Source organism: Streptomyces sp. NPDC033845 (assembly GCF_055576225.1).
Map to the genome: position 1 here is coordinate 23,966 of NZ_JBVIRI010000018.1, position 22,900 is coordinate 46,865.

Here is a 22,900-nt window from a genome sequence, read left to right on the forward strand (position 1 = left end):
AGCCTATCCGGGAGCGGCGCAGTGCTCGTCACAGGCCGCCGGTTCCCCGGCGGCCGGGCCGTCCGGATGGTCCCGCCGGGTGGCCTGCCGCCAGGCGGCGGCGGCCAGCATGGTGGCCCGGGCGAACGGCCGCCCCGCCGGGGTGGCCAGCCAGTCGGCCTTGGGCCGGTGCTCGGCCAGGGCCCAGAGGCAGACGATGAACGCGTCGGTGCCGGTCCACACCTGCCCGGAGTCCCCGATCACGGTGATCTCGCGGAGGGTGGCCTCGTGGTCCAGCTCCGGGTACCGGCCGCGGGCCGCGAAGGACCCGGCCGGCAGCAGGCGCAGGGGCACCAGGACGCGCTGTCCCAGCAGCCAGTGCCGGATGTGCACGCAGAGCGGGCAGCCGGCGTCGTAGAGCACGGTCAGCCGGCGCACCGGCCGGGTCGGCGCGGGGGTCCCCGGCACGGCTCAGGCCCCGGCCGGCGCGGTCCAGCCCTGCGGGGCGACCGGCGGGGTCTGCTGGCGGTCCATCAGGCTCCGCCGGCGGATCCTGTTGAGCACCCAGACGTTGCCCAGGTGCATGACCCCGAGGACCAGCAGGACCACCCCGAGCTTGACCGAGAGGGCCTCGAAGAGCGACTGGGTGTCGTCGATGGTGTCGGCGGCCTTGAGGTAGAGCGCCACGAAGCCGAGGTTGACCAGGTAGAAGCCCACCACCAGCAGGTGGTTGACGGCGTCGGCGAGCTTCTCGTCCCCGTTCAGCACGCTGGAGATGAAGATCCGGCCGTTGCGGCTGAGGGTGCGGGCCACCCAGACGGTGAGGCCGACGCTGATGAGCAGATAGATGACGTACGCGACCACGGTGAAGGTCATGCCCCCGCCTCCTTGAACGTGTTCAAACCTTGGGCATGACTGACTGTAGGGCTGGTTTTGAACAAGTTCAAGCCCTGTTTTTGAACAAGTTCAGGCTCTTAGGGGCGGGGCTGCTGGGACGGGATCGGCGGCGGGGCGCCGGGGGTGGTGAGGCGGTCCAGCAGCTCGGCCCGGACCGCCTCCATCCGCGGGTCCACCCGGTAGAGGTCGTGCCGCTGCAACGGCACGAACACCGGCCGCGCGGCGTCCCGCGGCCGCGGACCGGACCCCCGCGGGGCCGCCGGGTCCACCCCGTCCGGCCACCGGGGCCGGTCCAGCCCGTGCCCGACCGCCCCGCTCAGCACGTCCGTGTCCCGCCGCACGTTCGCCCACCCGGCCAGCCCCTCCGGACCGCCCCGGCCGGCCGCGGCCGCCAGCTCCGCCACCGCCTCCGCCGTCACGTACGCCGGATAGTGCCGCCGGAAGAAGCTGGTCAGCGGACAGCCGGTGGTCAGCAGGGCGACCCGCGGCCGGTACCCGGGATCCGCCTGCCACAGCGCCAGCACCGAGATCATCGCCCCCATCGAATGCCCGTGCAGCAGCACCCGCGCCTCCGGCCGGCCGTCCAGCAGGGCCCTCAGCCGGTGCGTCGTCTCCGGGATGCCCCGGGCCGTCCAGGTGGCCGGGGTGAACGGGTGCCCGGAGCGCGGCCAGAACGCCCCGAAGGCCCACAGCATCCCGGTGTACCGCCGCGACTCGGCCCGCAGCACGATGGTCCGGGCCACCAGCAGCACCAGGATGATCAGCGCCACCAGCATGGAGGAGCCCAGCGATACCAGCAGCCGCAGCCCGTCCGCCATCAGTTCCTGGTACCGCGACGACAGGAAGTCGGGGTCGTCGTACGCCAGCGGCCCGAACACGATCAGCACCAGCAGGATCAGCCCGGCCACCGCCGCCAGCCCCCGCTCCAGACGGACCAGCAGCCGCGCCGGATCACCGGCCGCCGAGGCCCGGGCCCGCTCCAGCCGCAGCGCCTGCCGCCGCTCCTCGTGCGTCTCCCGCTCCGCCTCCGTACGCGGCCACGGCCGGGCCTGCCACCAGCGGTGGGCGGCCAGCAGCCCGAATCCCAGCACGGTCAGTACGACCGCCAGCACCGTGATCATCGGCAGGGCGGCCGCGTTGGCCTGGATCGCGTCGGGCAGCACGACCTCCTGCCGTACCGGGTCGGTGGTCAGCCAGTCCTGGTTCCACAGCAGCAGCGCCGTGGAACAGAGCCAGCCGCTGAAGCAGGCGACCACGCCCATCGCCACCCCGGCCAGCCCGCGCAGTGCCGGTCGGTCCGCCGGATCCCGCCGTACGAACACGCACAGCACGGCCATCACCACCAGCAGCAGCACCTGGCCCAGCAGCAGAACCGTGATCAGCCCCTCCGACCCGGGCAGCATCTCCCTGCGGCCGCGCTGCTCGCCCGAGGACGCGTAGTACACCGCCGAACCCGCCAGGGCCAGCACGCAGACAGCCCCCACCACGCGCTCCCCGAGCCGGCCCGGCCACCACCAGGAGCCTCCCGCGATCAGCAGGGACCCCGCGCCGATCACACAGAACAGCAGCCGCCCCGTGCCGTGCCCGGCCCCGCCCCGGTACCCGGTCATCGACAGCAGCATGGCCAGGGTCAGCGTCCCGGCGCACAGATGGCGGGCCGCCAGACCGCGCGCCCGCCAGTTGTACTCCCAGAACAGCGGGGCGGTCAGCGGCCCCTGGGGCCGCCGCTCGTCCCGGCGCACCTCCTGCCAGGGGTCACCGCCCACCACGGCCGTCCGCCGCACCGACCGGTACTCCCCACGGCCGTCCCGGGCGCTGAAGGCCATCACCGCCAGCCCCACCACCGGCACCAGCGTGGCGAGCAGCATCCCGGTCGTGGTCCCGACCCTCCGTACCAAGTGGACCAGCGGGTTGCCCTCCTTGCACACCGCTGCGACCGGACCGTCGGGCCCGCACTGCCAGACCAGCTGGTCCATCGCCCCCTGGGCGAACACCGCGACCGCCAGCACCGTCAGCGACAGCCCCAACAACTGCGCCAGCCAGCGGTACAGCCCGGAGGCCACCCGCCGGTCCAGCCGGAACGGCTGCATCCAGGCGACCTGGTTGACCAGCAGGAAGGGCAGCAGGAACAGCCACAGCGCCCGGGTGGCCCCGCCGATCGTCAGCCGGGACCAGTCGTACACCTCCCGCACCACCCCCGGGCCGGGCTCCCGCTCCCCGGCCGTCCGGTAGGTCCCCGCCCGGTCGTCCCCGCTGACCAGCAGGATCCCGGAGGGCTGGAGCGCCTCCTGGCGGTCCAGCAGCCCCATCCCCGGCACGACCACCTCGACCGCGCCCGCCCACCGCGGCGTCCCCCGCTGCGGTCCCCGCTCCTGCCCCTGCGTCCGGCCCTGCGTCCGTGCCTGCCCCGCCCCTTGGTCCATCGGACCAGGCTGACAGGGCGTCCACGCCTGTGTCAGCCCTTGGTCGGAACCGGGGCGGCCGCGGGCCGGCTCAGCGCAGCAGGTCCAGCAGCAGCTTCGTGGTCTCGTCCGGACGCTCCAGGGCCGGCAGGTGCCCGGCCCAGGGGAGTTCGGTGTACGTGGCGTTCGGGAGCAGCCCGCCCAGCTCGCGGGAGACCGCCAGGAACCCGGGCAGGTCCAGCGCCCCGCCGACCACCGAGGCGGGCACCGTCACCGCCCCGAGGTCCACCTCCGGCTCGGGCAGCTCGAACTCCCCGCCCGCCGCGGCCGCCGCCAGGCCCCCGGCGAAGTTTCCCGCCTGCATCTCGGCGACCAGCTCCCGGGCCGCCGCGTCCGCCTCCGGGCCCAGCCAGGTGCGGATGTTCAGGGCCACCGCCCCGTCCAGGTCCCCGGCGTCCAGCAGGGCGTCCTCCTCCGCGCCGAAGGCCTTGACGTCCTCGGTGTACTGCTGCCCGGGCACGGCGGTGCAGAGCAGCACCAGCCGCTCGGTCCGCCCGGGGTGCAGTGCGGCGATCCGCAGGGCGACCCGGCCGCCGTAGGAGGCGCCGACGAAGGCCGCCCGCCCGATCCCGAGGGAGTCCAGCAGGGCCAGGACGTCGCCCTCGTCGGAGTAGGGGGCGGTGGCCGCCGGGGACTGCCCGCAGGTCCGGAAGTCCAGCCGGACCACCCGGTACCCGGCCGCGGCCAGCGGGCCCCGTTGGGCGTCCCACATCCGGCGGTCGCAGACGGAGGAGTGCAGCAGGACCACGGCGGGGCCGTCGGCCGGCCCGTCCACATCATGAGAAACGATCATCCGGTGATCATGCCGGTCAGATGCTCAGGGAGCGAGCGATATTCACCTGGTTCATGACCCAGGGGAAGACCATCGGGCCGGTCGCCGGGATCATCGCCGAGTGGTGCCGGCCGGCACTGCTGACCGTCACCTGCACGTATCCGACGGTGACCCGCTCCTTCATCATCAGGAACAGCAGGCCGATCAGGCAGAACAGCGCGAACACGATGGCCAGCACGATGGCGTGGGCCGGGATCTTCTCCTCGGTCCGGGAGAAGTCCACGGCGTTCCAGACCGCTCCCTTGAGGGGCATCGGCCCGGACGGGGTGATGATCTGGTCGCCGACGATGCTGATGTCCGCGAGCTGGAAGCCGGCGCCCCCGCCGAACCCCGGCGGGGGCGGCACCGCCGGATAGGGCCCCGGATAGGCCTGCGGGTGCGCCTGCGGCTGCGGGTGGGCGGCGTAGGGCCGCGGCTCCGGATACGGCTGCGGATATCCGTAACTGGGGTTCCCGGGGCCCCACTTGTAGGCGTCCTGTCCGGGACCGTCCGCGTACGGATTCGGCTGCTGCTCGCTCATACCGTCGATCCTACGGGCGGCGGACGCACCGCGACCCCGCCCCGGATCGAACTCCGGGACGGGGTCGGGTGCTTCCGCGGACCGCTGGCCGCGGGGAGGGTCAGAAGCGGCGCGTGATCAGGGCGCGCTTGACTTCCTGGATGGCCTTGGTGACCTCGATGCCGCGCGGGCAGGCGTCGGTGCAGTTGAACGTGGTGCGGCAGCGCCACACGCCGTCCTTGTCGTTCAGGATCTCCAGCCGCTGCTCACCGGCCTCGTCGCGCGAGTCGAAGATGAAGCGGTGCGCGTTGACGATCGCCGCCGGGCCGAAGTACTGCCCGTCGTTCCAGAACACCGGGCACGAGGAGGTGCACGCGGCGCACAGGATGCACTTGGTGGTGTCGTCGAAGCGCTCGCGGTCCTCGGCGGACTGCAGGCGCTCGCGGGTCGGCTCGTTGCCCTTGGTGACCAGGAACGGCATGACGTCCCGGTACGCCTGGAAGAAGGGCTCCATGTCGACGATGAGGTCCTTCATCACCGTGAGGCCCTTGATGGCCTCGACGGTGATGGGCTTCTCCGGGTTGATGTCCTTGATCAGCGTCTTGCAGGCGAGCCTGTTCTTGCCGTTGATCCGCATCGCGTCGGAGCCGCAGATGCCGTGCGCGCACGACCGGCGGAAGGTCAGCGTGCCGTCCAGGTCCCACTTGATCTTGTGGAGACCGTCGAGCACGCGCTCCTTCGGGTCGATCTCGATCTGGAAGTCCTGCCACTCCGACTGGTCCGAGACCTCGGGGTTGAAGCGGCGGATCCGGAAGGTGACGGTGATGAACGGGGAGGCCGCGGCCGCCGCCTCCATCTCGTCCGTCTTCGACAGGGTCGGGGTTGCCATCAGTACTTACGCTCCATCGGCTGGTAGCGGGTCGTGACGACCGGCTTGTAGTCGAGCCGGACCGAGTCCGAGCCGTCGGCCCCGACCTCGCGGTACGCCATGGTGTGGCGCATGAAGTTGACGTCGTCGCGGTTGGGGTAGTCCTCGCGGTAGTGACCGCCGCGGGACTCCTTGCGGGCCAGCGCCGACACCGCCATGACCTCGGCCAGGTCGAGCAGGTTGCCCAGCTCGATGGCCTCCAGCAGGTCGGTGTTGAACCGCTTGCCCTTGTCCTGCACGGCCACGTTCTTGTAGCGCTCGCGCAGTTCCGCGATCTTCTCGACCGCCGTCTTGATGGTCTGCTCGGTGCGGAACACCATGACGTTGGCGTCCATGGTCTCCTGCAGCTCCAGCCGCAGGTCGGCCACCCGCTCGTTGCCGGTGGACTCGCGGAGCCGCTCGACCTGGTCGACCACCAGCTGGGCCGGGTTCTCCGGCAGCTCGACGTAGTCGTTCTCGGCCGCGTACCGGGCGGCCGCGATGCCGGAGCGCTTGCCGAACACGTTGATGTCCAGCAGCGAGTTGGTGCCCAGGCGGTTGGCGCCGTGCACCGACACGCAGGCGACCTCGCCGGCCGCGTACAGGCCCGGGACGACGGTGGTGTTGTCGCTGAGGACCTCACCCTCGACGTTGGTCGGGATGCCGCCCATGGCGTAGTGCGCGGTGGGCTGGATCGGGATCGGGTCGGTGTACGGCTCGATGCCCAGGTAGGTGCGCGCGAACTCGGTGATGTCCGGCAGCTTGGCGTCCAGCTGCTCCGGCGGCAGGTGGGTCAGGTCCAGGTACACGTGGTCCCCGGCCGGACCGCAGCCGCGGCCCTCGCGGATCTCGGTGTAGATGGAGCGCGAGACCACGTCACGGGACGCGAGGTCCTTCATGACCGGCGCGTACTTCTCCATGAAGCGCTCGCCGTCCTTGTTGCGGAGGATGCCGCCCTCACCGCGGGCGCCCTCCGTCAGCAGGATGCCCATGCGCCAGATGCCCGTCGGGTGGAACTGGAAGAACTCCATGTCCTCCAGCGGCAGCCCGCGCCGGTAGCAGGCCGCCTGGCCGTCACCGGTGAGGGTGTGCGCGTTGGAGGTCACCTTGAAGAACTTGCCGGTGCCGCCGGAGGCGTAGATCACGGACTTCGCCTGGAAGACGTGGATCTCGCCGGTGGCCAGCTCGTACGCGACGACGCCGGCGGAGTGCTTGACCCCGTCGACCTCGGTGATCAGCTGGTCCAGGACGTAGAACTCGTTGAAGAACTCCACGCCCTCCTTGACGCAGTTCTGGTACAGCGTCTGGAGGATCATGTGGCCGGTGCGGTCCGCGGCGTAGCAGGACCGGCGGACCGGGGCCTCGCCGTGGGCGCGGCTGTGGCCGCCGAAGCGGCGCTGGTCGATGGTGCCGTCCGGGGTGCGGTTGAACGGCAGGCCCATCTTCTCCAGGTCGAGGACGGCGTCGATGGCCTCCTTCGCCAGGATCTCGGCGGCGTCCTGGTCGACCAGGTAGTCACCGCCCTTGACCGTGTCGAAGGTGTGCCACTCCCAGTTGTCCTCCTCCACGTTGGCCAGCGCGGCGGCCATGCCGCCCTGCGCGGCGCCCGTGTGGGAGCGGGTGGGGTACAGCTTCGTCAGCACGGCGGTGCGGCTGCGCTTCGTCGCCTCGATGGCGGCGCGCATGCCGGCGCCGCCGGCGCCGACGATGACGGTGTCGTACTTGTGGATCTTCATGAGATTGGTCGCCTCAGCCCCGTTGCCTAGCGGATGTTCGGGTCGAAGGTGAAGATCACCAGCGTGCCCAGAAGGATGGTGAACACCGTGGCGGTGTAGAGCAGGCCCTTCAGCCACAGCCGCGTGTTGGCGCGCTCCGCGTAGTCGTTGATGACGGTACGCAGGCCGTTCGAGCCGTGCAGCATGGCCAGCCACAGCATCAGCAGGTCCCAGCCCTGCCAGAACGGCGAGGCCCAGCGGCCGGCCACGAAGGCGAAGCCGACCTTGGACACGCCGCCGTCCAGCACCAGCTGGATGATCAGGTGGCCGATGACGAGGACGACCAGCACGATGCCCGAGAGGCGCATGAAGAGCCACGCGGCCATCTCGAAGTTGCCGCGGGTCGACTTCGGCGTCTTGGAGGTGCGCTTGCGCGGCGCCTCGATGTACGGGGCGGGGTTGTCGACGTCGTAGAGGGCGACACCCTCCACCTCGCCGATGCCCGGTGCGGAAGACGTGTCAGAGGACATGCGCGTCACTTCCCGAACAGTTCTTCGGCGGCGTGACCCAGGACGGGGAACACGGAGTAGGCCATGGTCACGGCCCAGATGCCCACGACGGTCCAGAGCATCTGCTTCTGGTAGCGCGGGCCCTTGGACCAGAAGTCCACGGCGATGACACGGAGACCGTTGAGCGCGTGGAAGATGATGGCGGCCACGAGGCCGTACTCCAGCAGCGCGACGATCGGAGTCTTGTAGGTAGCCACGACATCGTCGTACGCCTCGGGGGAGACGCGGACGAGAGCGGTGTCGAGGACGTGTACGAACAGGAAGAAGAAGATGAGGACGCCGGTGACTCGATGAGCCACCCAGGACCACATTCCTTCCCGGCCGCGGTACAACGTTCCAGCCGGCACGGAAAACCCTCCGGAAGCGGGGCGGGGGCCAGCCGGCTTCGTTGTCGGTCGGGCCCGGCCGGGTACGGTCCTCCGGCCCCGGACATCGTAGCGACGACTTGTCGGTTCCTTCGCGCGGGGGCCATCGGTGTGATCAAACAGGCACGGACGGGCTATCCCACAAGGGCGAACAGGGTGATTCCGGGCCCATCGTTTCCAGTGCTCCCGGCATTTCGGTCAGCGCCGCCAGCCGGGCCCGGGCGAGTCGCCGGAGTTCGTCCGCGGAGACGGCCCGCTCCTCGTCCCCCTCGTGGCCCATCCGGCGCCGGATCCCGGCCAGCACCTGGTCCGGGTGCTCCTCCACCGGGTGCTCCTCCAGGCAGATCACGAAGGCGTGCCCGAACCTGAGCTCGTACGCGGACAGGGCCGCCTCCAGGGCCAGCCGGGCCGCGTACGGCGCGCCCTCGTGCAGCTCCGCCGAGTACTCGGCGCCCAGCGCCTCCGTCAGATCGGCCTGGGACATGTCGTACGAGGCCTCGTCCGCGGCGGCCAGCAGCGCGCCCAGGTCCGGGTAGGGCCGGTGCGCCGCCAGCCGGTGGGCCCAGCGGCGGCTGCCGCAGCAGAGCAGCAGCATCCGCTCCGCGGACCCGGCGGGCGCCGCGTTGAACCGGGCGAGCGCGCTGCCGCGGACCTGGGCCGGGAGGTGGCTGGACAGCGGGGGGCTCCTCGGGACGTGTCGGGGTGTGCCGCAACGCTATCGACGCGGAGGCGGGTGCGCGGCCCGCGACGGGGGGATTTCACCCGGATGAGATCGGACGGCGGGCGCGGCGGCCGGCCGGCGGGGGGCCGGGGGAGCGGCGGAGGAGGCGACCGGGACCGCCACCCCCCACAGGAGAGGCCCCGGTCGCGCTCCGACACGGGCTCGTGCGACAAGCCCGTACCCCTGTCAGCGTCCCGAGTGCGTTTTGTGTCACACCTCGCTGCGCGCATGGATGGTTGCCCGTTGTACAACTCGTGGACGTAGGTCCTTCGACGCCGTAACGTGCTGATTTGCGCAGGACGTACAGGACAGTGAACGGGTTGGGGACTTTGCTGGGGGACGACGCGGAGCTGACCGCCGCGGTGCTCGCGGCACAGCACGGCGACGAGAGCGCGTTCCGTACTGTGTACCGCGCCGTGCACCCGCGCCTGCTCGGATACGTACGGACGCTCGTCGGCGACGGCGACGCCGAGGACGTCACCTCCGAGGCCTGGCTGCAGATAGCCCGAGACCTGGACTCCTTCGCCGGTGACGCCGACCGCTTCCGCGGCTGGACCGCCCGGATCGCCCGCAACCGGGCCCTGGACCACATGCGGATGCGCGGCCGCCGCCCGGCCATCGGCGGGGACGAGAGCGAGCTCACCGGACACGCCGCCGACTGCGACACCGCGGGCGAGGCCATGGAGGCGCTCGCCACCGGACGCACCATGGCCCTCATAGCCCAGCTCCCGCAGGACCAGGCCGAGGCCGTGGTGCTGCGGGTGGTGGTCGGACTGGACGCCAAGAGCGCCGCCGAGGCCCTCGGCAAGCGCCCCGGAGCCGTCCGCACCGCCGCCCACCGTGGCTTGAAACGATTGGCGGAACTGATCGGGGACGAGCCCGGAACGGACTCGGGAACGGAGCCCGGACCGGAAGTCGGGGATAATGCCGGAGGCCGCCCCGGGGGACCCGGCGGCCCCCCAGGTCCGCGCGATCTGGACGCCGTACCGGCGCAGCGCGCACCCGGCGGTGAACTCGTAAGGCAAACCGGTGTGACGCAATCACGTTGGCGGACGCAGAAGGACATGTGATGGCCGACGATCGCACCAGATGGCTGGAGAGAGCCGTAGCGGAGAAACTGCTGCGCGGCGAACCGGTCGGACCGGTGGCCGATCGAACGGCCCGGGAGCAGGTGGCCCGGCTGCGCCGGGCGCTGGAGGAACTGGTCCCGCCCAGCACCCCGCCCGGCCGCGAGGCCCGGGGCGAGAACGCCGCGCTGGCCGCCTTCCGGGCCGCCCGGCTCCCCGCGGACCCCCATGCGGAACCCGAACCGGAACCCGGCCCCGGCGGCCCCGGCCGTACCGAGCCGCTGGTCTCGCTCGCCGCACCCGCGGGCTCCCCGGACCGCGCCCCCGCACCGTCGCCGCCGAACCGCTCCTTCCGGCTGGGCCTGGCCGCCGCACTGGCGAGCGTGGCCGTCGGCGGGGTGGCCGCCGCGGCCGGCACCGGACTCCTGGACCGCGCGCTCCATCCCACCGCATCCCCCCGGCCTGCGGTTTCGCTCACCGTCGGGCCGCTCCCCAGCGGTCCCCCGGAGGAGGCCGGCGGCACCGCCGCGCCCGGACTCACCCCGGACGGCCGCCTCCTGAGGTCCGGCGGACCGGACCGCGGCGACGGCACGGACCGGACCGGCGACCCCGAGGGCACCGGTCCCACCGGCACGCCGACGGACGGTTCCGGGGATCCCGGCGGCACCGGGGACACCGGCCGGCACCGCGGCGGCGAGACCCCCGCCGGAGAACGGAAGCCGGACCCCACCGCCACCGGGAGCACCACCAGGGAGCGCGACCGGGACCGCGGGATCCGGATCGCGGACCTCTGCCGGGACCTCCGGGCCGGCCGGCTGGACACCGACCGCCGGGTCCTGCTGAGCCGGGCCGCCAAGGGTGCCGAGCGGATGGCCCGGTTCTGCGACCGGCTGCTGGACGGCGGTTCCGACGGGGACCGGGAGGGCGGCCGGGGCACCGACGGCTCCGGTCCGGGCTCCCGCACGGACGACTCCACCGGCCCCGGCGGCGACATCATGAAGCTCCCGCCCGGCACGGTCCGCCCGCCCCAGGCGCCCCCGGCCCAGGGCCCCGTCCCGGCCCCCGAGCTCAGCCGGAAACCGGCGGACCGGACCGGTGGCGCCGACCGTCCGGAGCGCAGGGAAAGGGCCGGGGACACCCGGCTGTAACACTTCTCGAACCCTTGGCGCAGTACATATTGAGCCGACTGGTCATCGGCCGCGCATGAGCCGGGGTTCCCCCCGTACCTCTGGGCTCTGCGCATCCGGCGCGGGCGGGGCACGTTCCCCCGGCCCTGCCCGCGCCCCCTACGTCCCCGCCGGGCTCCGGCTCACCGGTCCGGGCTCACCAGTAGACGACGACCTTGTCGCCGACCTTCACCTGGTCGAACAGGGCGGACAGCTTGGCCTTGTCCCGGACGTTCGCGCAGCCGTGCGAGGCGCCGTTGTAGCCGCGGGCCGCGAAGTCGGCCGAGTAGTGCACCGCCTGGCCGCCGCTGAAGAACATCGCGTAGGGCATCGGGGTGTGGTAGATCGTCGAGGTCCACTCCCGCTCCTTGCGGTCCACGGCGAACAGGCCCTCGCGGGTCGGGGTGTTCTCGGAGCCGAACCGGACGTCCATGGAGGAGACCACCTTGCCGTCGATCATCCAGGCCAGGGTGCGGCTCTCCTTGCTGATGCACATCACCCGCCCGGTCAGGCAGCGCGGGTCCGGGGCGGCCAGCTCGTTGGTGGTGGGCGGGCGCAGCTCGTCGGTGGTGGGCTTGCGGCTGGCGTCCTGGATCTGCTGCCAGGTGGCCTTGTCCACCCCGCCGGTGACCTCCAGCCCGTGCCCGCGCTGGAAGGCCTTCACCGCGGCCGTGGTCTTGCTCCCGTAGAAGGCGGTGGGCGCGGTCTTCAGCAGCTTGAGCTGCCGCAGCCGGGCCTGGAGCTCGCGGACCTTCTCGCTCTCGTCGCCGTTGGCCATCACATAGGAGACCGACGGGGTGGCGGAGGCGGAGGGCGAGCCCGATGCGGAGGGCGAAGCGGACTCCGTCGCGGAGGGCGAGGCCGAGGAGCCGCCGGGCTTGTCGTCCTGTGAGGGGGTGGCCGCCGGGCTGCCGCCGCCGGCGGCGGACGGGCCCAGGGCGGCCGGTGCCGCGGGCTTCGGGGCCTGCGGCCCGCAGGCCGTCGCCCCGGCGGCGAGCACCACGGCGGTGGCCGCTCCCAGTGTGCGGATGATGATTCTGCTGCGCTGCATTTCTTCGTCCCCCGTGTGTGTCCGCGGCTTCTGCCAGAACGATGCGCCGGGAGCGCGCGAGGTTGCGGGCGACCACGCGTTGTTGCGGCTTTGTGACCGAGGGCGTTCTTCCGGAGGGGTCTGTTCCAGCTGGTGAAACAGCTGGCGTGACAGGTGCGTCATGCGGGACACTCCTGCACATGCTGGGTGTCCACGACCTTCCGACGTATGTCGCCGCCCTGGTGCTGATCATTCTGCTGCCCGGGCCGAACTCGCTGTACGTGCTGTCCGTCGCCGCCCGGCGCGGGGTACGGGACGGCTACACCGCGGCCGCCGGGGTGTTCACCGGCGACGCCGTGCTGATGCTGCTGACCGCGGTCGGTGCCGGGGCGCTGCTCCAGGCCAGCCCGGTGCTGTTCGGGATCGTGAAGTTCGTCGGTGCGGGCTATCTGGGCTGGATGGCCTTCGGCCTGATGCGGGCGGCCCTGGCCATGTGGCGGGACCGCCGGGACGGGCGGGAGGAGCCGCCGGCCGGCCTCGCCACGGAGTCCGCCGCCGCGACCGCAGCCTCGACGGCCGGGGGGTCCGCCGCCGCGACCGCCACCCCGGCCGGGGAGCGTCCGTACCGCCGGGCGCTGGTGGTCAGTCTGCTGAACCCGAAGGCGATCCTGTTCCTGCTGTCCTTCTTCGTGCAGTTCGTGGACCCCGGGTACGCCTATCCGGCGCTGTCCTTCCTGCTGCTCGGCACGCTGATGCAGCTGGGCAGCTTCCTGTACCTGAGCACCCTGATATTCACCGGCACCCGGCTGTCGGCCGCCTTCCGGCGGCGCAGGCGGCTCTCCGCCGGAGCCACCTCCGCCGCCGGGGTCGTCTTCCTCGGCTTCGCGGCCAAGCTCGCCGTCAGCTGACCGGCGGCCGGCCGGCCCTCCGCTCCAGCGCGCGCCGCAGCTTCGGGGTGAACGGCCGCTCCACCAGCCGGTGGATCAGCCAGGCCAGCCCCAGCATGAGGGCGAGGACGGCCGCCAGCGTGGCGGAGGGCGGCAGGCCGGCCTTGCGGTGGAGGAAGCCGATGGCCACCCAGCCCAGGTGTTCGTGCACCAGGTAGAAGGGGTAGGTCAGCGCTCCGGCCACGGTCAGCCAGCGCCAGTCGATCCGGTTGAACAGGCCGACGGCGACCAGGGCGACCAGGGCGAAGGCCACCGTGACGATCAGGATGATCACCCAGGACTCGCGGTAGGAGAAGAACTTCGGGTTCGGCGCGTGCCACAGGCCCTGGACCGCGTAGTGCTGGCCCGTCAGCCAGCCGAGGACGGCGATGCCCCAGCCCAGTCCGTCCCGCCGGTCGCGGTGGACCAGGTAGAGGCCCATGCCGCCGATGAAGAACGGGGCGTACTCGGGCATCAGCACCATGCTGAGGAAGCCCTCCCCCGAGGGGTCCGAGGCGTCCGCGACCACCGCGGCCACCGCCCAGACCGCGGCGAACACCAGGGTCCGCCGCCGGCCTCCGCCGGGCAGGATCACGAACAGCGCGAACAGCACGTAGAACCGCAGCTCGACCCAGAGGGTCCAGCAGACACCGAGCACCCGGTCCGCGCCCATGGGCTGCTGGAGCATGGTCAGGTTGGCCAGGAAGTCGCTCGGCGAGACGGTCCGGTAGGCCACCATAGGCAGCGCGAACACGGCCGTGACCAGCAGGATCGCCACCCAGTAGGCGGGGTAGAGCCGGGCCACCCGGGAGGCCAGGAAGGACCGCAGCGGCCGCCCCCAGGCGCTCATCGAGATCACGAACCCGCTGATCACGAAGAAGAACTGGACGCCCAGCGGGCCGTACGCGAACCACTGCGCGAGTCCGGGGAACAGCTCGCGGGGGGAGTCGCCCCAGGCCTTGGAGACGTCCCCGTCCCGGCCCCCGAAGTGGTACAGCGCGACCATCAGCGCCGCGAGCATGCGCAGCCCGTCCAGGGCGTGCAGCCGGACGCGCGGCGGGCCCGCGGCGGCCTCGGCGCGCCGCCGCCCTCCCGGACGAGGGGCCCCCAGGCCCTGGGCGGGTGGTACGGCGGTGGTGCTCATTTCGACTTCCCCCATGACGTCTTCTGCAGTCGGCGGATCCGCCGCACTGTGCGACGGAGCGTCGGACTCCTCGGGAGGAAGGAAAGTTGTGCCGGAATTCCGCCCGGCAGGCCGAGCACGGTCAGCCGGCGGCGTTTGAAGTACCGCCAGGTGCGGTCGTCCAGATGCCGGGAGAGGTACTCCTCGGCCTCGGCGCGGCGGGCGGTGAGCACCTGGGACTGCATGGCGTAACCGACGGCGGTCACCAGGCCGGTGAGACCGGTGCCGGTGGTTCCGGGGCCGGGGGCGGTCCAGGCGCGCACCGCCTCCGGGTCTTCGAGGTCGGGCAGCAGGGCGTCCACCAGGGTGACCGGGATCCGGTTGCTGTTCTGGTAGGGGGCGATCCGGTCCAGCAGCCGGGTGGTCCCGGTACGGGCCACCGGCAGCCCGTAGAGGGTGGCGGCGGTGAGCAGTCCGGTGGAGAAGCAGCCGACCACCAGGGCGGGCCGGGTCCGCTGGTAGACCACCTCGGCCAGGACAGGGACGGACAGGGTGGTGAGCCGCACGCCGAGCCGGGCGGCCTCCTCCTCGACGGCGCGGGACTGCCGGGCGGGGGCGCCGGGATGCGGTTTGAAGACGACCTCGGTGTGGCCGAGGGCGTGCGCGCCGCGCAGCATGTCCAGATGGAGCCGGTCCTCCTCCTCGGCGGTGAGGAGTTCGAGGGCGGACAGGTACTGGCCCAGCAGCAGCGCGGCGCCCTCCGGGACCTCGGCGAGCCCGGCATCGGCACCGGCGGCCCCCGCGAGCTCGGTGAGCACCTTCAGGAAGGCGGCGCCCGGGACCAGTTCGGCCGGCACCCCGAACTCGGTGAGCAGCAGCGGCCGCAGACCGGGCACCAGGTCCAGGTGGAGGACCCGGCGGATCCGGGTGCCGAGCTGGGCGTCGAGCTTCACCCGGGTGGGTCCGTAGCTCATCAGGCCGTCGGCGTAGACCTCCACGGCCGCGCCGGGGAACAGCTGGCACAGGGCCTGGGCGGGGGAGACCTGGATGGATTCGACGATCAGTTCGATCCGGTCCTCGCCCAGGTCCCACAGGGTGCGCAGCTGGCGCTCCCAGATCGGGACGTCCTCCGGGCGGGGGCTCCAGGCGCTCGGGTGGTAGGGCTCGATGGTGGTGTTCCAGTCGAGGTGGCCGTCGAAGCGGGTCCGCAGTGCCTCGAAGCCGGGCATCGCGTCGAGCCCGGGGGAGATCTCCGGGATGACGGCGTTGTTGCTGGTCAGCAGGATCCGGCGGGAGGCGGGCGGGAAGCTGCCGGAGTCGATGGCGGCGGCCAGGGTGGCCAGTCCGTAGAGGGTGGAGGCGAGGAAGACCTGGGTGGTGCGGCCGTTCATCAGGCGGCCGCCCCGTCGCCCGCGCGGCGGCGCAGCCGGCGCAGCAGGACCGAGCGTTCGGCGTCCATGGAGTCCAGGGCGGAGTCGAGGACGTCCTGCGGAAGCCGGCCGAGCGCGGCCGCACTCATGGAGCGGAGTTTTTTGGCCACAGCCGGTTCGAACCTTTCGATGGAGCCGATGTGGTGCGCGATAATTGCGCAATATGTGCGAACGGCTTTGGGGAGCAGGGTCGCGGAATCGCGGTCGGCGGCCGTTTCCGAGATCACCTGATCGAATGCGCGGATGAAATCGAGCTGCCGGATGTCGCCGATCTGCGTCAATGAGGTGGAAATCCCCCGACGGTAGAAGATTCCGGGCAAACCGACCGTCGCGAACGACTCCGCCTCCCGGTGCAGCCGCCAGATCCACGGCCGGTCCTCGGCCGTGCGCAGCCCGTCGGTGAAGTGCAGCAGCCCCCGGTCCAGCAGCCGCCGGTGGTACATCCCGGCCCAGGCGAAGGGGTAGTCCACCGAGGTGGGCCGCTCGGCCGGCAGGATCGCCGACCGGGGATCCGCCGGCACCCCCTGCGGCCCGTAGGGGATCCGCTGGACCAGCCGGTTCCGCCCGGTCACCTGCACATGGTCATTGCGTACGAAATCGCAGTCCAGCGCCTCGATCGCGGCCAGCATCCGGGCCAGATGCCCCGGACCGAACCAGTCGTCCCCGTCCATGAAGGCCAGGTACTCCCCGGAGGCCGCGTCCAGACCGGTGTTCCGGGCGGTGGCCAGCCCGCCGTTCCGCTCGTGTCTGAGCAGCACCGCCCCCGGCAGCTCCCGGGACGCCCGCTCCAGCAGCCCGGGGGTCCCGTCCGTGGAGCAGTCGTCCACCAGCAGGAACTCGAAGTCGTCCCGCGCGTTGAGCGCAAGGCTTTTCAGGGCATCCGGTGCGTATGTCTGCACGTTGTAGAACGGCACGACAACAGAGAGCTTGACCACTCGGCAGACATTATGCCGTGGTGCGGCTTTCCCTATGGATGAAGCGAAGATTTTACGTGAACGAAGCGTGGCGGCAGTGTTAACCGGCCACCCTGTCTCGATGATCTCCGGTGGATTCTCATTTCGTCGACGGGTTGTTAACCCTCCGTTGTGCGTTCGTTGGGCCGATCACCGGAATTCAGGCATAGCTTCTCGTTCTGTGCCAGTAAGCAAGCGGGTCGCCGTACTCGCCGATTCCGATACGCGATGGAAATGGGGCGCACTCACCGCGCACCGCATCGCCCCCGACTGCGCCGCCGAGGACGGCGGCCTGACCGGCTTCCTGCTCCGCGGCCGGGCCACCCCCACCGCCCGCCAGCTCGGCGAGGTCGGCGTCCGGGCCGACCGGCTCGACGAGGTGAGCTGCGCCGAGTTCCTCGAAGAGCTCCGCCGGGAACCGTACGACGTGGTGGTCCTCGCCCTCGTCGGCGGGGCCGTCCAGGCCGTCCTGCACGGAATCCGCGCCCTGTGGCCCGAACCGGCCCGCCGCCCCGTGCTCGTCACCGGCTATGTCGGCGTGGTCTACGAGAAGCTCGCCGACGGCCTGCTGCTCCGGCACGGCGCCGATGTGGTGCTGGCCAACTCCCGGCACGACGCCGCCCGGTTCCGGGCCGTCTACGAGGGCGCCGGGGCCGACGCCTCCGCCGTCACCGAGACCGCCCTGCCCTTCCTCGACGGCCCGCCCCACCGCCCGGACGGCGACCGCGCCCACACCGTGGTCTTCGCCGCCCAGCCCTCCGTCCCGGAGAGCGCCGCCGACCGCGGCTACCTCCTCGGCCGGGCCGTCGGACACGCCCTGCTGCACCCCGACCGGGACGTGCTGGTCAAACTCCGCAGCAAGCCCGGCGAGCACACCACACACCTGGAGGAGTACCCCTACCAGCGGCTCGCCGACCGGCTGCCCGCCCCGCTCCCGCCCAACTGCCGCCTGGTGTACGGGAACATGGGCGAGGTCCTGGACCGCACCGACCTGCTGGTCACCGTCTCCTCCACCGCCGCCCTGGAGTCCCTGGCCCGCGGCATCCCCACCGCCGTGCTCACCGACCTCGGCATCCGCGAGACCCTCGGCAACCACCACTTCCTCGGCTCCGGCTGCCTCGCCTCCTGGGACCAGCTCGACGCCGGGCTGCGGCCCACCGGCGACCCCGACTGGCTGGCCGCCCAGGGCGTGGTCTCCGACGCCCCCTACGAAGCCGCCCGGGACAGGGTCGCGGCCCTCGCCGCCCGGCCCGAACTCCCGCCGGTGGACCCGTACTACACCAGCGTCACCGCCCCCGGCTATCTGCCCGGCATCCTCGCCCGGCACCACCTCGCCCCGGACGGCACCGTGCTCCCGGGCGCCGCCAAACCCCTCGCCCAGCGCTCCCGGCTGCGCCGCTACCTCCGCTCCTCCCTCCGCGGAGCCGCCCGCGGCACCTACCGCCACGGAGTGCAGCGCGTGGCCCCGGTCATCCGCCGCCTGGGGGAGCTGTGACCGGCCCGGGCGGCAACGCGGCCCCGAGCCGGGGCCGTACGCCGGCCCCCGGACCGCCGGCCGCGGAGGTGCCCCGGGTGCTGGCCGTGATCCCGGCCCGCGGCGGGTCCAAGGGGGTGCCCGGCAAGAACCTGGCCGAGGTGGCCGGGGTCCCGCTGCTCACCCGCGCCGTCCGGGCCTGTCTGGCCGCGCCCACCGTCACCGAGGTGGTGGTCTCCACCGACTCCGCGGAGATCGCGGCGGCCGCCCGCGCGGCCGGAGCCGGTGTGGTCCGCCGCCCCGCCGCCCTCGCCGGGGACACCGCGAGCAGCGAGTCCGCCCTCCTGCACGCCCTCGACAGCTACGAGGAACTCCACTCCCTCCGGGTCGACGTGGTCCTCCTCGTGCAGTGCACCAGCCCCTTCCTCACCGCCGGGGACATCGAGTCGGTGGCCGCGGCCGTCGCCGCCGGCCCCGCCGACTCGGCCCTCACGGTGGCCCCCTTCCACGGCTTCCTCTGGCGGGCCACCCCGGACGGGGCCACCACCCCGGACCCGTCCGGCGCCCCGGACGGGGCCAGGGACCCGGACCCGGCCGCCGCCGGCGACCCGGCCGCGGGCTCCGACCGGACCGCGGGCCCCGACCCGGCCGCGGGCGCGTACGAGCCCACAGGCACGGGCGCGTACGCGCCGACGGGCCCGGCCGCGCCGGCCGGCCCGTACGGGACCGCCGGCACCGACGCCACCGGCGCCTCCGGCGCCCATGGCGTCAACCACGACCGGTCCACCCGCCCCCGCCGCCAGGACCGCCCCCAGGACCTGCTGGAGACCGGCGCCGCCTACGCCATGGACGCGGCCGGCTTCCGCAGGGCCCGGCACCGATTCTTCGGGCACACCGTGCCCGTGGCCACCGATCCCGCCCGAGTGCTGGAGATCGACGACCCGCACGACCTGGCCCGCGCCCGAGCGCTGGCCCCGCTGCTCGATCCCGGCACCGAGCCGGACGGGCGTAAGAGAACCCGCACCGACCGAAGGACGTCATCTGCCATGACCGCCACCCCGAACGCCCGCCTCCGCCCCCTCGGATCGCGCACGGCCGGCCCCGGTCAGCCCGTCTACGTCGTCGGCGAGATCGGCATCAACCACAACGGCGACCTGGCCAACGCCATCGCCCTGATCGACGCCGCCGCCGAAGCCGGCTGCGACGCCGTCAAGTTCCAGAAGCGCACCCCGGAGATCTGCACCCCGCGCGACCAGTGGGACATCGAGCGGGACACCCCCTGGGGTCGGATGACCTACATCGACTACCGTCACCGGGTCGAGTTCGGCGAGGAGGAGTACCGCGCCATCGACGAGCACGCCGGGAAGCGCGGCATCGACTGGTTCGCCTCCCCGTGGGACACCGAGGCCGTCGCCTTCCTGGAGAAGTTCGACGTGCCCTGCCACAAGGTGGCCTCCGCCTCCCTCACCGACGACGACCTGCTGCGCGCGCTGCGGGCCACCGGCCGGACCGTGATCCTCTCCACCGGGATGTCCACCCCGGGCCAGATCCGGCACGCCGTCGAGGTCCTGGGCAGCGCCAACATCCTGCTCTGCCACGCCACCTCCACCTACCCGGCCAAGGCCGAGGAGCTCAACCTGCGGGTGATCAACACCCTCCGGGAGGAGTACCCCAACGTCCCGATCGGGTACAGCGGTCACGAGACCGGACTCCAGACCACCCTCGCCGCGGTGGCCCTCGGCGCGGTCTTCGTGGAGCGCCACATCACCCTCGACCGCGCCATGTGGGGCTCCGACCAGGCCGCCTCCGTGGAGCCGGGCGGCCTGCAGCGCCTGGTCCGCGACATCCGGACCATCGAGACCGCCCTCGGGGACGGTGTGAAGCGGGTCTACGAGTCCGAGCTCGGCCCGATGAAGAAGCTCCGCCGGGTCCAGGGCGAACCCGCCGCCGTCTGATCCCGCCGCCCGGCCCCCGCCCCCGCCCCGCCGCTGCCGCCGCCGCACCGCCGCACCGAACGACGAGGAGTACGTGGTGAAGAACCCTCCCGCCGCCACCCTGGCTTTCGTCGAGAGCCCGGTCCAGCTCCTGAACGTGCTGGAGTGGGCCCACGCCGACGCGTCCTCGGCCGCGGACGCGGCCCGGTCCGGCGCCGTGCTGTCCGCGGTGCCGCGGCAGCCGCGGCGCCGGGCGGCCGCGCCGGAAGGCCACGACGGGCCGGCCGCCCCCGCGGCGGCCGGCCCGCCCGCGGCCGGGCCGGAAGGGGAAACGTTCCGGATCGTCGTGCTGCCCCCCACCGACCCGATGTCCCGGGGCCAGCTCCGCCGGATCACCGGCATCGCCCGCGACCAGGGCCACACCGTGAGCTGGCAGGAGGCCCGGGGCGGCTCCGGAACCGCCCTGAAGGCCCTCGCGGCCCTCGCCGGAGAGGTCCGCCGGGCCCGCCGGATCGTCGTCGGCGACCCGTTCTCGCGGTTCGTCCAGCTGCTCCTGATCCCGGCCCGGGCCGCCGAACTGGTCGTGGTCGACGACGGCACCGCCACCATGGAGTTCCTGGCCCAGCTCGGCCGGGGCGAACGCCTCCGCCGCTGGCACCGCGGCCGCGGCGGCCCGCTCGGCCGGATCAAGGAACTCGCCTACGCCCCGGTCTCCGGCCGCGCCCGCCGACGGCTCACCCCCGGCCCCGGCCGCCGGGTGGAGGTGTTCACCTCCATGCCCGTCTCCCCGCTGCCCGGCATGGACCTCCGGGTCAACGACTTCGCCTGGACCCGCTCCCGGTTCGGCCCGCCCCGCCTCACCAGGGGCACCGACCTGGTCGGCACCTCCCTGGTGGAGACCGGGGTGGTCGACGCCGACCGCTACCTGGAGGCCGTCACCCGCCTCACCAGGACGTACGGGGCCACCCGCTACTTCGCGCACCGCCGGGAATCCCCCGAGAAGCTCCGCGCGCTCAGCGAGGCCGCCGGACTGGAGATCGTCCGCCCCGACCTCCCGCTGGAGCTGATCGCCCGCCGCGGCCCGATCGGCCGGACCATCGTCAGCTTCCCCTCCACCGTGGTCCACACCCTGCCCTACGCCCTGGCCGGCACCGGGGTCACCGTCGCGGTCTGCGAGGTCGACCCGGCCTGGCTCACCGGCAGGGCCTCCCCGCGCGCCCGGGGCTTCCTCGCCGGGGTCACCGACACCGCCAGGGACGTGCACCGGCTCCCGGCCCAGGCCGCCCCCACCACTGGATGAGCGCTCGATGAGCGGCGGAGTTTACCCCCGCCCATAGGGGCCCATGCGTCCGGAGGACGGGATTTCCGCCCCGAACGGGTAGAACTTTTCGTGATCTCCGCCCAGTTGACCGCTTGATGCGCCTACCCTTCAACGGGTGAACCAGTTGATGTCCCGCGAGTCCCAGACCGCCGCGCCCGGTACGCCCGCCCAGCCCGAGCTGCCCGGAAAACTCCCGGAACACCTGCGCACCGAACTGATCGCGTTCCGCCGGGACTTGCACATGCACCCCGAGCTCGGTCACCAGGAGTTCCGGACCACCGCCGCGATCAAGGAGCGGCTGGAGAAAGCCGGGCTCCGCCCCCGCGTGCTCGACTCCGGCACCGGCCTGATCTGCGACGTGGGCCGCTGGGACGGCGTACGCCCCATGCTGGCGCTCCGCGCGGACATCGACGCCCTGCCCATCCCCGACGCCAAGACCCACGCGCCCTACCGCTCCACCGTCCCCGACCGGGCCCACGCCTGCGGCCACGACGTGCACACCGCCACCGTCCTCGGAGCCGGCCTGGTGCTGGCCGAACTGGACCGGCAGGGCCTGCTCCCCCGCCCGGTCCGGCTGGTGTTCCAGCCCGCCGAGGAGGTGCTGCCCGGCGGAGCCACCGAAGCCATCGAGTCCGGCGCCCTGGACGGGGTGGGGAAGATCATCGCGGTGCACTGCGACCCCCGGGTGGACGCCGGCCGGATCGGACTGCGGGTCGGCCCCATCACCTCCGCCTGCGACCGCCTCGAAGTCAGCCTGGACGGGGCCGGCGGCCACACCGCCCGCCCGCACCTCACCACCGACCTGGTGACCGCCGCCGCCCGGGTGGCCGTGGACGTCCCCGCCCTCCTCGCCCGCCGGCTGGACGCCCGCTCCGGGATGTCCATCACCTGGGGCCGGATCGAGGCTGGGCACGCCTGCAACGTGATCCCGATGCACGCCGAGCTCTCCGGCACCGTCCGCTGCCTGGACCTCGACGCCTGGCACCAGGCGCCCGACCGGATCCACGCCGCCATCGACGAGGTCGCCACCATGCACGGCGCCAAGTTCGAGATCAACCACGTCCGCGGGGTCCCGCCGGTGGTCAACGACGCGGTGGTCACCGAACTGCTCCGGGAGGCCATGGCCGCCCGCCGCGGCGCCGACTCCGTCGAGGACACCGAGCAGAGCCTCGGCGGCGAGGACTTCTCCTGGTACCTGGAGCACGTGCCCGGCGCGATGGCCCGGCTGGGCGTCCGTACGCCCGGCGACACGGCCAAGCGGGACCTGCACCGGGGCGACTTCGACGTGGACGAGTCGGCGATCGAGGTGGGGGTGGAGTTCTTCACCGCCGCCGCCCTGATCGACGGCCACCGGGCCCGCCGCAACGGCTGAGATCCACTCCGTCCGGGCGAAATCCTGTACATCATCCGCGCGTCCGCCGTCGGCGCCGTCCAGCCCTTGGTACGCAAGGGCTGGACGAGTCGGGAGTTACCAATCGGTCACTGTCCGGTTCGCGACGATCCGATAACGACTCATGAACGGCGCTTTAA

General features: G+C 72.7%; 21 protein-coding genes and 1 pseudogene. 8 read left to right on the top strand and 14 right to left on the bottom strand.

From position 1 onward, the window contains the following. Positions 1–3 precede the first annotated feature (3 nt). From ACZ50K_RS29670 to ACZ50K_RS29715, 10 genes are all read right to left on the bottom strand, one after another. Positions 4–447, bottom strand: coding sequence for a thiol-disulfide oxidoreductase DCC family protein (locus ACZ50K_RS29670; protein WP_468908526.1), 444 nt, complete (start codon positions 445–447; stop codon positions 4–6). Between the two features lie 3 nt (positions 448–450). Next, positions 451–855, bottom strand: coding sequence for a hypothetical protein (locus ACZ50K_RS29675; protein ID WP_468908527.1), 405 nt, complete (start codon positions 853–855; stop codon positions 451–453). 98 nt (positions 856–953) lie between these two features. Beyond that, a complete protein-coding gene (locus ACZ50K_RS29680; protein WP_468908529.1) occupies positions 954–3,299 on the bottom strand; it encodes a hypothetical protein in 2,346 nt (781 codons plus the stop codon). Between the two features lie 70 nt (positions 3,300–3,369). Further along, positions 3,370–4,131: an alpha/beta fold hydrolase gene (locus tag ACZ50K_RS29685; protein ID WP_468908531.1), complete on the bottom strand. Its 762-nt coding sequence runs from the start codon at positions 4,129–4,131 to the stop codon at positions 3,370–3,372. Between the two features lie 16 nt (positions 4,132–4,147). Further along, positions 4,148–4,690, bottom strand: a complete 543-nt coding sequence (locus ACZ50K_RS29690; protein ID WP_468908532.1) for a hypothetical protein — start codon at positions 4,688–4,690, stop codon at positions 4,148–4,150. A 100-nt stretch (positions 4,691–4,790) separates the two neighbouring features. Beyond that, entirely contained in the window at positions 4,791–5,558 is a 768-nt protein-coding gene (locus ACZ50K_RS29695; RefSeq protein WP_468908534.1) for a succinate dehydrogenase iron-sulfur subunit, read from the bottom strand. Next, a complete protein-coding gene (gene sdhA, locus ACZ50K_RS29700; protein WP_468908536.1) occupies positions 5,558–7,312 on the bottom strand; it encodes a succinate dehydrogenase flavoprotein subunit in 1,755 nt (584 codons plus the stop codon). The genes ACZ50K_RS29695 and sdhA overlap by 1 nt, the downstream gene beginning before the upstream one ends. Positions 7,313–7,338: 26 nt before the next feature. Beyond that, positions 7,339–7,821: a succinate dehydrogenase hydrophobic membrane anchor subunit gene (locus tag ACZ50K_RS29705; RefSeq protein WP_468908538.1), complete on the bottom strand. Its 483-nt coding sequence runs from the start codon at positions 7,819–7,821 to the stop codon at positions 7,339–7,341. Positions 7,822–7,826: 5 nt separating this feature from the next. Next, on the bottom strand, positions 7,827–8,207 hold the full coding sequence (gene sdhC / locus ACZ50K_RS29710; RefSeq protein ID WP_468908539.1) for a succinate dehydrogenase, cytochrome b556 subunit: 381 nt from the start codon (positions 8,205–8,207) through the stop codon (positions 7,827–7,829). 133 nt (positions 8,208–8,340) lie between these two features. Continuing rightward, entirely contained in the window at positions 8,341–8,820 is a 480-nt protein-coding gene (locus tag ACZ50K_RS29715) for a 2-oxo-4-hydroxy-4-carboxy-5-ureidoimidazoline decarboxylase (RefSeq protein WP_468908541.1), read from the bottom strand. A gap of 455 nt (positions 8,821–9,275) precedes the next feature. On the opposite strand from ACZ50K_RS29715, the gene ACZ50K_RS29720 reads away from it, so the two are divergent. Both ACZ50K_RS29720 and ACZ50K_RS29725 read left to right on the top strand, forming a co-directional pair. After that, a complete protein-coding gene (locus ACZ50K_RS29720; RefSeq protein ID WP_468908611.1) occupies positions 9,276–10,016 on the top strand; it encodes an RNA polymerase sigma factor in 741 nt (246 codons plus the stop codon). Further along, positions 10,016–11,161 carry a hypothetical protein gene (locus ACZ50K_RS29725; RefSeq protein ID WP_468908543.1) on the top strand — a complete coding sequence of 382 codons (1,146 nt, stop codon included), beginning with the start codon at positions 10,016–10,018 and terminating at the stop codon, positions 11,159–11,161. Before ACZ50K_RS29720 ends, ACZ50K_RS29725 begins: the two co-directional genes overlap by 1 nt. 175 nt (positions 11,162–11,336) lie before the next feature. Here ACZ50K_RS29725 and ACZ50K_RS29730 read toward each other — a convergent pair whose 3' ends face one another. After that, the gene (locus ACZ50K_RS29730; RefSeq protein ID WP_468908545.1) at positions 11,337–12,230 is read right to left on the bottom strand and encodes a L,D-transpeptidase family protein; all 894 of its coding nucleotides are present in this window, start codon (positions 12,228–12,230) and stop codon (positions 11,337–11,339) included. A 179-nt stretch (positions 12,231–12,409) separates the two neighbouring features. Here ACZ50K_RS29730 and leuE point away from each other — a divergent pair, with 179 nt between their 5' ends. Continuing rightward, positions 12,410–13,117: a leucine efflux protein LeuE gene (gene leuE, locus ACZ50K_RS29735; RefSeq protein WP_468908547.1), complete on the top strand. Its 708-nt coding sequence runs from the start codon at positions 12,410–12,412 to the stop codon at positions 13,115–13,117. On the opposite strand, the gene ACZ50K_RS29740 is transcribed toward leuE, so the two are convergent. Genes ACZ50K_RS29740 through ACZ50K_RS29750 form a run of 3 tightly spaced genes read right to left on the bottom strand, consistent with a single transcriptional unit; the run spans position 13,110 to position 16,623 of the window. After that, positions 13,110–14,294 carry an acyltransferase family protein gene (locus ACZ50K_RS29740; protein ID WP_468908548.1) on the bottom strand — a complete coding sequence of 395 codons (1,185 nt, stop codon included), beginning with the start codon at positions 14,292–14,294 and terminating at the stop codon, positions 13,110–13,112. The two genes, leuE and ACZ50K_RS29740, sit on opposite strands and share 8 nt — an antisense overlap. After that, positions 14,276–15,649, bottom strand: a complete 1,374-nt coding sequence (locus ACZ50K_RS29745) for a polysialyltransferase family glycosyltransferase (protein ID WP_468908550.1) — start codon at positions 15,647–15,649, stop codon at positions 14,276–14,278. Before ACZ50K_RS29745 ends, ACZ50K_RS29740 begins: the two co-directional genes overlap by 19 nt. Then, the gene (locus ACZ50K_RS29750; RefSeq protein WP_468908551.1) at positions 15,649–16,623 is read right to left on the bottom strand and encodes a glycosyltransferase family 2 protein; all 975 of its coding nucleotides are present in this window, start codon (positions 16,621–16,623) and stop codon (positions 15,649–15,651) included. Before ACZ50K_RS29750 ends, ACZ50K_RS29745 begins: the two co-directional genes overlap by 1 nt. A 199-nt stretch (positions 16,624–16,822) precedes the next feature. On the opposite strand from ACZ50K_RS29750, the gene ACZ50K_RS29755 reads away from it, so the two are divergent. The 5 genes and pseudogenes from ACZ50K_RS29755 (at position 16,823) to ACZ50K_RS29775 (ending at position 22,742) form a co-directional block, all read left to right on the top strand. Then, entirely contained in the window at positions 16,823–18,136 is a 1,314-nt protein-coding gene (locus tag ACZ50K_RS29755) for a DUF6716 putative glycosyltransferase (protein WP_468908552.1), read from the top strand. An 86-nt stretch (positions 18,137–18,222) separates the two neighbouring features. Continuing rightward, a pseudogene (locus ACZ50K_RS29760) lies at positions 18,223–18,585 on the top strand (acylneuraminate cytidylyltransferase family protein); the annotation flags it as partial. A gap of 576 nt (positions 18,586–19,161) precedes the next feature. Beyond that, on the top strand, positions 19,162–20,070 hold the full coding sequence (locus ACZ50K_RS29765) for an N-acetylneuraminate synthase family protein (RefSeq protein WP_468908612.1): 909 nt from the start codon (positions 19,162–19,164) through the stop codon (positions 20,068–20,070). A 76-nt stretch (positions 20,071–20,146) separates the two neighbouring features. Next, on the top strand, positions 20,147–21,349 hold the full coding sequence (locus ACZ50K_RS29770; protein WP_468908554.1) for a hypothetical protein: 1,203 nt from the start codon (positions 20,147–20,149) through the stop codon (positions 21,347–21,349). A 148-nt stretch (positions 21,350–21,497) separates the two neighbouring features. Further along, entirely contained in the window at positions 21,498–22,742 is a 1,245-nt protein-coding gene (locus tag ACZ50K_RS29775; protein WP_468908614.1) for an amidohydrolase, read from the top strand. The last annotated feature ends 158 nt before the right edge of the window (positions 22,743–22,900 follow it).